Annotated in this window: 7 protein-coding genes; 1 reads left to right on the forward strand and 6 read right to left on the reverse strand. The window is 42.4% G+C overall.

Annotated features, from left to right (window positions below; all coding sequences use genetic code 11):
* Positions 1-21: 21 nt before the first annotated feature.
* The 5 genes from QSH61_RS00735 to QSH61_RS00755 all read right to left on the reverse strand — a co-directional run bounded on the left by QSH61_RS00735 (position 22) and on the right by QSH61_RS00755 (position 7,502).
* Positions 22-747, reverse strand: coding sequence for an ABC transporter ATP-binding protein (locus QSH61_RS00735; protein ID WP_010607883.1), 726 nt, complete (start codon positions 745-747; stop codon positions 22-24).
* Positions 748-766: 19 nt separating this feature from the next.
* Entirely contained in the window at positions 767-2,020 is a 1,254-nt protein-coding gene (locus QSH61_RS00740) for an HlyD family secretion protein (RefSeq protein WP_010607884.1), read from the reverse strand.
* A gap of 348 nt (positions 2,021-2,368) precedes the next feature.
* Complete coding sequence (locus QSH61_RS00745; protein ID WP_227387611.1) at positions 2,369-3,457, reverse strand: sensor histidine kinase; 1,089 nt, start codon at positions 3,455-3,457, stop codon at positions 2,369-2,371.
* A gap of 193 nt (positions 3,458-3,650) precedes the next feature.
* Complete coding sequence (locus QSH61_RS00750) at positions 3,651-5,012, reverse strand: sigma-54-dependent transcriptional regulator (RefSeq protein ID WP_102055873.1); 1,362 nt, start codon at positions 5,010-5,012, stop codon at positions 3,651-3,653.
* 45 nt (positions 5,013-5,057) lie between these two features.
* Positions 5,058-7,502: an ABC transporter permease gene (locus QSH61_RS00755; protein ID WP_227387609.1), complete on the reverse strand. Its 2,445-nt coding sequence runs from the start codon at positions 7,500-7,502 to the stop codon at positions 5,058-5,060.
* Positions 7,503-7,889: 387 nt separating this feature from the next.
* Between QSH61_RS00755 and typA the strand changes: the two genes are divergently transcribed.
* Positions 7,890-9,710 carry a translational GTPase TypA gene (gene typA / locus QSH61_RS00760; protein ID WP_095728606.1) on the forward strand — a complete coding sequence of 607 codons (1,821 nt, stop codon included), beginning with the start codon at positions 7,890-7,892 and terminating at the stop codon, positions 9,708-9,710.
* 97 nt (positions 9,711-9,807) lie between these two features.
* Here typA and QSH61_RS00765 read toward each other — a convergent pair whose 3' ends face one another.
* Positions 9,808-10,656, reverse strand: coding sequence for a CZB domain-containing protein (locus QSH61_RS00765; RefSeq protein WP_010607888.1), 849 nt, complete (start codon positions 10,654-10,656; stop codon positions 9,808-9,810).
* Positions 10,657-10,693 lie beyond the last annotated feature (37 nt).

Here is a 10,693-nt window from a genome sequence, read left to right on the forward strand (position 1 = left end):
CTTGTGTATTCTTATGGTTATTTAGCTAGCCAACGGCTCCGAATGCTTTTCAGTGCTCTGTTCTTGAGGAGTTAAAATCTTGCCATCTAATAGGTGCAGCTTTCGTGTTGCCATATCTGCATACCTCGGATCATGCGTAACCATGCACAATGTGGTGCCTTCTAAATTTAGCGCTTTGAGCATATCCATCACGGCATCACCGTTCTTTGAGTCAAGGTTACCAGTCGGCTCATCTACAAGCAGTAACGCAGGGTTGCCAACCAAAGCGCGGGCTATAGCAATACGTTGTTGCTGTCCGCCTGAAAGTTGATTAGGGCGGTGGCTAGCTCTATGGCCCATGTCTACTTTTGTAAGGCAGCTGGTAACCGCTTGTGTGATCTCAACCTCGGTCATTGGCTCTTTGCGATAACGCAATGGAAGTGCAATATTTTCAAATACGGTCAGTTCATCTATCAGATTAAATGATTGAAATATAAAGCCAACCTTTTGGTTCCGTATATGTGCAGCTTCACTCAAGCTTAATTTACTTACTTCTATTCCCTCAACCTGATAACTTCCATCTGTAGGCGTATCTAGTAACCCCAATATGGAAAGGAGAGTTGATTTACCACAACCTGATGGACCGCATATTGAGACGAAATCACCCTTATATATTTCGAGGTCTATTCCTCTCAGCGCGTGCGTTTCCATTTCCTCTGTGCTAAACACCTTAGTGATGCCTGACATTTTCAATATTGCTTCTTTCATAGTTTGTTATCCTATTAAATTACTGAATTATTCTTATTTTCTGCGCTGTTTTGAAAGAGGTGGTATCGGAGAGAATAACTTGTTGGTCTAAGCCAATACCTTCCTCTATTTGAATATAGTTGCCAGCGTCAATACCGAATGAAACAGATGTTGAGTTGGCATACTCTCCTGCACTATCTAAAACGAAAATAGATTGTTGGGTGTGGGGATGAGTATTACTAGGGCGCTCGACGTATAACACGTCCTGTAATGAATGTGTCATGATTGTTGCGTCCACGTTGAGTTCTGGTCTTGCAGATTCTGGTACGGCATCGTTGAAGGTGAGCTCGACTTCGATTGTCCCTTCCTGTACTTGAGGGCTGATCCTAGTAACAGTTGCTTGCACTTTCTCACGTCTAGTGTTTACAACCGCAGGTTGACCCACTCGTATTTGCTCGGCTTTAGATTGTGAAACACGAACAAGTGCTTGAAGATCTGCGCTACTACCTACTTGCGCTAGCTCTTGGCCAGCCACAACACTTTGTCCTAGTTCTACAGCCAATCGTTGTAAAACACCTTCAGTTCCAGCGCGAACGGTGAGCTTAGCTTCTCTTTCTATAAGTCGTGCGAGAATGGAATTAGCTTGATTTATTAATTCCTGTGAAATAGTTAAGTCTTCTTTATGCAGTAACTTTAACTGCTCTATACGCTGATGTTGTAACTTTACACGTTCAGCAAGCTGCCTTTCTTCAAGTTCTGCGGTTTTTACCTCAATTGCAGGTACAACTCCCTGATCCCTGAGCTCCTGCTGTGCTTCGCGGCGCATAGCTAGAGACTGATGCTCACTTTTTAATTCCGCTAACGTCGCAGCTTCCATGAGAAGCTCTCGTTGGTTTGCGAGTTTTTGTCGGCGGAAGTTGGCTTTTTGTCTGTTTAATTCCATTTCTGCGCTGGCTAGCTGCTGCGTCAGGTCTGGATCCTGCATCTTTAAAATAATGGTGTCAGGTAGTACTTCACCGCCGGGGCGCACTAATATTTCATTTACTGTTGCGGGGTCTTGTGCGGTAATTAGTTTTTGCTTATTTGAGCGAAGTACACCATAGCCTGTCACTTCAACGTCAAGGTTACCGCGCTGTACATTGCCAATGATAATTGAATGCCTTTCAAGCTTAGTACTGGTCTGATCTGAAAGTTTCCCCATCATGAACCAAATAGATACAAGTACCACAGGAATGCTTATGAGTATAAACAGTTTACGTAATGGCTTAGCTTGTTTCTTTTTTATTACATCCACCTTTAGTTGCCTTTTTTATCGGATTGATAACTTGATGTAAGCAAACAGTGTGCCATTTGTATGTTGTTGTTTTGTTTGTTGTTTTATTTTTATTTGGATAAGTAAAGTCCGGTTCTGGACTATGCGGATGAGTAAATCGGACCAGCAATTTGTGGAACAAGAATGGCGCTATTTATTATGAAATGAGGCATGGCATAACTGTTTTTCTGCCTTGACCTCCATACTGCGTTATCGCTTATTTATGGGGAACAACCACACTACATAGGCTCAGTCTTGCCTAAATACCACACAGGCTGCTGCAAATTTAACCTTGAAAGGCCAACAGACCCTAATTTTCCGATGTTTAGATTAACTAAGTGGTACTGGAATGAGCACTTGGCAAAGAGCTCCAGGCCTATCAGAGCGGTTGGTTAAGCTTATGGATCCGGACATATGCTCAACGAAGTAACGACTGATATAGAGCCCGATACCTTCGCCCTTTTGTTTTGTAGAATAAAATGGAACAAAAAGGTTATCGCTATTAGCTACACCGCTTCCTTCATCTAAAACTTCAAAAACAGCGGTATTGTTGGTGGTATACAACCGAAGTGTTATTTTTGAGTCTCTCGGGCTAGCTTCTATGGCATTTTTAACAATATTAATAATCACTTGTTTAAACAGGGTTGGATCAACGTGAAAGTAAACGGGAGAAAGCTCTACTTGCCACTGTTGGTCCGGAAACATACCTTGTACCATTTTTATGAGATCAGTGCCCGATAGGCGCTGGATCGTCACTGTTATTGGTTGGTTTAATTGTGTGTACTTTTGAATAAAGTCCTGTAAGTGAAAACAGCGCTCTAAGACAATATCGAAAGCTTGGCTATCTCTAGGATCGTTGATGCGGGTTTGCAACCTTTCTAATAAGGCAGTTACTGGTGTAAGTGAGTTACGTATTTCATGGCTAATGACACGAATCAAGCGTTGCCAAGCCTGTAGCTCTTGATTTCGCAATGCATGTTGTATATCTATACAAATAACGAGATGATAAGTGTGTTCTTGGTTTGTAAATGTACTGTGTCTAACTTGCCAGCGCTTGTTGAGTCCAAGGTCAACAAAGTGCCACTGTGGCGTATTACTTAGCCCAAGCGATTCAGGGCGACTATAGCGTAAAGTTTGCCATGGTTTTTGGAATAATTGGTAGCACTCTTCATTGCCAAAACAAAGTTGCATGCGTTGATCAAAGATCAGTATGGGGGTATTCAACACACTGATAAGCTCAGCGACCAAAAACGATTGGACATCTTCATCCGTTTTTTCACTTTGCAACATGTCAGAGAGCGCATTCAGTTGGTTGTGCAATTGCGCGACAACACCCGAAGAAAATGTGGGTTTAGCTCTTAGGCTAAAATCACGTTTTAACCATGCTTCGACTTGATAACCGCAGCGTTCAAAAGACAATTTACAACGATTGTAGAGCTGTCTTACCAGCAAGCCTTGACACAGAATAAAAATGACAATTATTAGTAGTGAATATAAAGTTATGGATGCCGAAATGTGCACGTCTAAGTGCCAACTCAAAACGCAAATGCCTACAATTTCAAGTACTACCAGCAGTAAAAACTTTACTACAAAATACCGAGCTAACGGTTCTTTAGTTAAGCTCATATTTCTCAAGGCGTCGGTAGAGTGCTTGTTTAGTAATACCCAGTAATTCAGCCGCTTGTTGTTTATTTCCTGCCGTATTATTCAAAGCCTGTGTGATTAATTGTTGTTCCGCTTGTTCTAATGTGATCAGAGGTAATGCTTCTGAATGATTTTGTGTAAGCTGCGATGGTGTGCTCATATGTAATTGCTCCGGCCCTATTTCATCTGTTTGAGCTAATAGAACTGCTCGCTCTAGTAAGTGCCCCAGCTCTCTAGTATTTCCTGGCCAGTCATAAAGTTTTAATTGATTGAGTGCTGCGGGAGTGAGGCTACATTCATTTTTCCCGTATCGGTTACCGTGGGTTTTTATAAAATGCTCTGCCAATAATTCAATATCCTCAGGCCGCGTTCTCAATGGAGGAATTTCTATGGTAAAAGTATTGATTCTATAGAAGAGATCTTGGCGAAACTCAGCTTGTGATATTAGCTGTTCAAGCTTTGCATTGGTGGCACTAATTAGCCTTACATTAGCCACTTCAGTAGTGCTTGAGCCAACAGGTTCATATTCTCTGGATTCTAATACCCGAAGTAACTTGCTTTGTTGCGCTAGAGGCAGGGTACCAATCTCATCTAAAAACAAAGTACCAAGATTCGCGAGTTTAAATCGTCCTGCACGGTCTGATTTAGCATCCGTAAATGCACCTTTTGTATGTCCAAAAAGCTCGCTCTCAAAGAGTTGCTCTGGGATTGTCGCCATATTGACAGAAATAAACGGATGCGTTGAACGGTGTGAGTGCTGATGGATCCACTGGGCTATAAGGCTCTTACCTACACCATTTTCCCCAGTCAGTAGAATATTAGCATCAGTAGGGGCCATCACTTCAAGCTGCTCCATGAGCTGCTTCATTGTTTTACTACGCCAAAGTACGGGTTTAGCATCTCCAGCTAGCGCGTGCTGAAGCCCTTGATTTTTATTAGTTAAATCACTGAGCTGTAGCTGATACCGGATTACTTGTTCGAAACGTTGATTTTTCCATGGCTTTTCTAAGAAATCAGCAGCACCTAATTGCATAGCTTGCACAACAAGCTCTGTATGTGACCAGGCTGTCATTGCTACAATAGGTGTCGTATTGCCAAGCTGCTGCTGCTGTCTTAAAAACTTTAAACCCTCCTGCCCCGATGTTGAATCTAGTTCAAAGTTCATATCGAGCAAGATTAACTTAGGCTTATTCTGTGCTAGAAAAGTCAGTGCTTGTACTGGATTTTCAACTTCCTCGACAGCTAAGCCTAAATCTTCTAATACAAATCGTGCGGCCAACCTAACTTCTCTATTATCTTCTACTAGCAATATTAGTGGTTTAACGCTCACAGCAAGCTTCCTTGATTTATTATTATCATACCATCAACAGCCGCATTACTCTCCGCGAAGCGAGTGTAATGCTGGGCGGGTAATAATACTTTTTAAGGATAGTAGCGCAACACCAACGACTAGAATAACGACTAAAGTGAAAGAAACTAACCAATGGATAGCGCTATTTATTGTAACAGGTACAAGCGTATCCTGAAGCATCGAAATACTCAATAATACCAAGATTGAGGTGCATACGGCAGCTAGAATAGGTCGTAAATTATCCTTTAACACGAGTGAAAATATGGCAATCGGTGTTGCGCCTAATGACATTCTGACACCTAGCTCAAAGCGTCGTAATGCCATATTGTATTTACATACACCATAGATACCAAGCGCAGCGAGTGCAAGTGCAATCACAGAAAGTGTTAAGGTGAAGATACTGATTACACGTTCTTGCTGTAAATGTGCCGCTAGAAGCTCAGTTGTAGATTGGAAGTTGTAAACGCGCATCTGAGGGTGAATACGTGTTAATACTTGATTGATTTCCGCTCTGCTAATTGTAGAGTGAGGCTTGGTTTGAATTAAAATGAAAGGGTAACCTGTCGGTATTGCTGGTGTAAAAACTCTCGCGATGTGCAGCTGTTTAGGAAGATAGATATCATCAACGACACCCACCACTTCTAAACTCTCATGACTATTACGTGGGTATAATTTTGCACCTAGTACTTGTCCCTGTTCTTTCAGTCGTTTAGCGAGTGTTTGATTTACAATAACGACAGGATCACTATTAATGGCTTCTTTCATGGTAAAGGATCTCCCACTGGTAAGTTTAGCACCAAAGGTGTCGAAGTAAGTTGACGTACCAGTCGTGCGTTGATACTCAAAAGCATTCTTTTCTATTCCCGGTTCAAGTTGCATCTGGCGGTCAGAAAAGCCAGGCAACCAGTAGGAAATTGGCGGGTAACCCCCAATACCAGCTGTTGCGACGTGGGGTAGCTTCGCCAATGAGTCAACGGCAGATAGGAGTAATTGTTGACGCTCTTCCCGACTCATTTGTTCTAATAGAGTGCCTAAGTTAAGCGCGACTTGATAGGTATTTTGTTCCCTAATCCCTGTATCACGTTGTAAGTTTTGCCAGCTTGTTTGGAATATCCCAATGCAAATAGTGAGGAGTGAAAGACAGATAAATAACTGAAACGAGATTAGTAAAGTGCGAGTCGTTGCGGAGATTTGAACGCTGGTTCCTTTACCACTACTTTGCAGTTGCTGAACAATATGGCGGTAGTTAAGTTGCCGGCTTACTATCCAAGAAAGGAGTAAACACACCGTAATACTGACTAAGAAGGCAAATGCAATAGTATGCATCTCTAGATTGAGTTCTTGTAGGCGTGCTAATGGGCCAGCTACTCCTGACTTTAGCAGCTCGATGATCCCTTCGGCAATGAACAGCGACAATGCTGCGGCTGTTATAAACAGCAGTCCTAGCTCTATTGCAATATGCAAAAATAGGTGATTTGGTTTTGCACCCAAAGCGGCCTGAATAGCAAAGCTCTTTTGTTGCTCTGCTGCACGTGATAGCACTAAACTACAAATATTACTCAATGCTATTAACAGCAATACAAGGCTCCCTAACAACATCATAATACTCACTTGCGATGCTTCACCGATAATACGATGTTTAACGGGGATAAATTTGAGATGTACTTTACTGTTGGCAAATGCTTGTTCACCAGCAGTTTGTTGTTGTAGTTGTTCGTTGAGCCAGTTTTCAAGAGACAGCTTTGCGCGACGTGCATGTTGCACATCATGTAACTTTAGCAATTGATATGTCTGGATATTATTCCTTTGCCATGTCGGAGCTGGTGAATCATTGTAGTCATAGCTAATCCATACATCAGTATACCAGTTGGGTGTTGATAATACGGGTTCAATAAATTGCTTATCAGTAACACCTACTATTTTAAAACTAACGCCTTTGAATACGAGCGTTTTATCTAAAATATCAGGGTTACCACCGAAGTAACGCTTCCATACTTGGTATGAAACGATTGCAACGGGTTGCTGACTACCGACCCCTTCATCAGCACTAAAGTAACGCCCCAATGCCAGTGGCGCATTGAGTAATGGCATAAACTCAGGGGTAATAGCACCGATGTTAAATGTAGGACTGCTCGGTAAACTTTGTTCAACATCAATACTAATATTCTGAATGGCCATGATTTCGATATCAGAGAATTGTGTTTGTTTGTTATATGCCTCTAAACTCCCCGCATGAGGAATAAAGTTGCTCTGTTTCACCTCATTATGGTCATCAACTAATTCACCACGCATTAGCATTAGGCGTTCAGAATCAGGATAGGGAAGTGGAGCTGCGAGAAGTTGATAATTTAGATTATACATTGATACCAATGCGCCTAGCGTCATTGCTAGAGTGAGCGTGATTGTTAACGCATAACTAATGTGGCATTGAAGTCTTTGCCAGGCCATTTTAATAGAATGTATTACCATTTTTACCCCAAATCCGCTCACGATATCCGTCTGTATTCTGTAACAGACATGTCACTCAAATAGAACAAGGTCAGCAACGCGTATGCCAGAATTTATCTTTTTGATAAATATAGAATTTACATTTTTATTGCAATCATTTAGTCCATTATCGGACGATAAAAGACCATAAATGGACTGTGACTGCGCTTAGACTGTGGTGATCCGATACTCTGCCATTGATTTATGAGTTTCTGATGAGGATTATTGAAAAAAATGTTGGATAAACTTTCATCTGTCACATTAATAGTAGATAATACGCGACCTTTAATTCTCAATCGGGCAATCTCAACGCGCATTTTTGCGTAGATCGACTAGGATCACTGAGGGCCAACTTCACTGAGTAATAATATGAGCATCGAAAAGTTAAGAAATATCGCGATTATCGCGCACGTAGACCACGGTAAAACAACGCTTGTAGACAAGCTACTTGAGCAATCAGGTACACTACAGCAGCGCGGTGGTAATGAAGAGCGAGTGATGGACTCAAACGATCTTGAAAGAGAGCGTGGTATCACCATCCTTGCAAAAAATACCGCAATCAAGTGGAACGACTACCGTATCAATATCGTAGATACTCCAGGACACGCCGACTTCGGTGGTGAAGTAGAACGTGTTCTTTCGATGGCTGACTCAGTATTACTACTAGTTGACGCGCAAGAAGGTCCGATGCCACAAACGCGTTTCGTAACGCAAAAGGCGTTTGCTCAGGGTCTTAAGCCAATTGTTGTAATCAACAAAATTGACAAGCCGGGCGCTCGTCCTGATTGGGTAATGGACCAAGTTTTCGACCTATTTGATAATTTAGGTGCAACTGACGAACAGCTAGACTTTAAAGTGATCTACGCATCAGCAATCAACGGTTGGGCAACACTTGATCTTGATGAACCGTCTGACAACATGGAACCAATGTTCCAAGCTATCGTAGACGAAGTTGAAGCGCCTAACGCGGATCCTGAAGGTCCGTTCCAGATGCAAATTTCTCAGCTTGATTACAACTCATATGTTGGTGTTATCGGTGTTGGTCGTATCAAACGTGGTTCAGTTAAACCTAACCAACAAGTGACTATTGTCGGTGCTGATGGTAAGACACGTAATGGTAAAGTTGGCCAGGTACTTGGTTATTTAGGTCTTGACCGTCACGAAGTTGAGCAAGCAACGGCTGGTGATATTATCGCAATTACAGGTCTTGGTGAGCTGAAAATCTCTGACACTATCTGTTGTCAGAATAATGTCGAAGCACTACCACCATTGTCTGTTGATGAACCGACAGTAACAATGACTTTCTCTGTGAACACGTCTCCATTCTCAGGCCAAGAAGGTAAATACGTAACCTCACGTAACATTCTTGAGCGTCTAGAAGCTGAGCTTGTGCACAACGTTGCACTACGTGTTGAAGAAACAGATAACCCAGATAGCTTCCGTGTATCTGGTCGTGGTGAGCTTCACTTAGGTATTCTTATCGAGAACATGCGTCGTGAAGGCTACGAGATTGCAGTATCTCGTCCAGAAGTAATCTTGCGCCATGTTGATGGTCAGCTGGAAGAACCGTACGAAACAGTGACTATTGACTGTCAAGAAGAACACCAAGGCTCTATCATGGAACAGCTTGGTCTGCGTAAAGCGGAAATGACTGACATGTCTCCTGACGGCAAAGGTCGTGTACGCATGGACTTCATGATGCCTGCGCGTGGTCTAATCGGATTCCAAACTGAATTTATGACGTTAACATCTGGCTCTGGTTTGATGTACCACACGTTCTCACATTACGGCCCACACAAAGGCGGTAACATCGGTCAGCGTAAAAATGGTGTACTAATCGCTAACGCAGCAGGTAAAGCGCTAACAAACGCACTATTCAACCTACAAGAGCGTGGTCGCCTATTTATTGGTCACGGTGTTGAAGTGTACGAAGGTATGGTTATTGGTATTCACAGCCGTGATAACGACCTAACGGTAAACGCGCTTAAAGGTAAGCAGTTAACAAACGTACGTGCATCTGGTACTGATGAAGCACAAAACCTTGTGCCACCTGTTGTTATGTCTTTAGAGCAAGCGCTTGAGTTCATCGATGACGACGAGCTAGTAGAAGTAACGCCTGAAAGCATCCGTATTCGTAAGAAATTATTGACTGAAAGCGAGCGTAAACGCGCTAGCCGCCAAGCTAAGTAACCTGAGCTTGGGATAACAAGTTATCTCGAAGCAGGCTACTTAGAATACAAAAAACGCCGCAATTTTGCGGCGTTTTTTTGTGCTCCATTTGCTGAATCTAAAACAAGCCGTACTCTTCTGTTTCTTCTGGCTCATAATTTTGTAAATGTTCTGGGCGGAAAATGGCGCTAGGGTCAATCAATACGCTGTGACGTTTTCCCATCTTGACCAAACCCTTCATCAACTTTTTGGTTTGCGCATCGATTTCAAAACCAATACTGGTCATTTCCTGTAGTGATTTAATATCGCTTTCGTCACAGTGAACGTTATCTTCTACCTTATCGACAAGCAAACCGATATGCGGACTTTGGCCATCTTGAGTGGTAAAGACGATGATAGGTTTATGGTCAAGCATGATCTGATCACGGGCTGATTCAAACAATCTTATGAGTTTATTAAAAGTGGTGCTCTTTTCACGAGCGAGAGTATCTATGGCTTCTTGTTTATGTCCCTGTGCGCACATCACTAATAGTTTATCCGCTAATGAATGTAGTTTTGCATGTGGTTCTTCGAAGCGACTCAGTAGTGCTTTAAGATCGTCATTTTCAGTTTTGAAGCCGTAATACCACTGTCCAAAAGCACATTGCTTTGGATCTTTGGCTTTAGTGAAGGGGACATCGTTAAAAATGCTTGCTTCGAGTGCGACAAGCCATTCTTTATGATCTTGCTCTCGCTGCTGTAGCATGCTGACCAATTCTTGATTGGTCTCATAGGAAGAGCGTTTGTTCAATATGATCCCTAAATCAAAAATAGGGGTCGGTACGCCCATGTAATCTTTGACGCCCAAGAAGCTGGGGTTGTCATTGGGTAAATCCGTTAAATTTTCTTCGTAGCGTTCAGTTAATAGAATATCGAGGATTTGCAGTGATATTGTTTTTTTCCCGACGCGAAAGTTAATTAAATCCATGTCAGCCTCGCATATGGTCAGTATCAACTAAGCATAG

It is taken from the genome of Pseudoalteromonas sp. JC3, assembly GCF_030291895.1.
Taxonomy (GTDB): Bacteria; Pseudomonadota; Gammaproteobacteria; order Enterobacterales; family Alteromonadaceae; genus Pseudoalteromonas.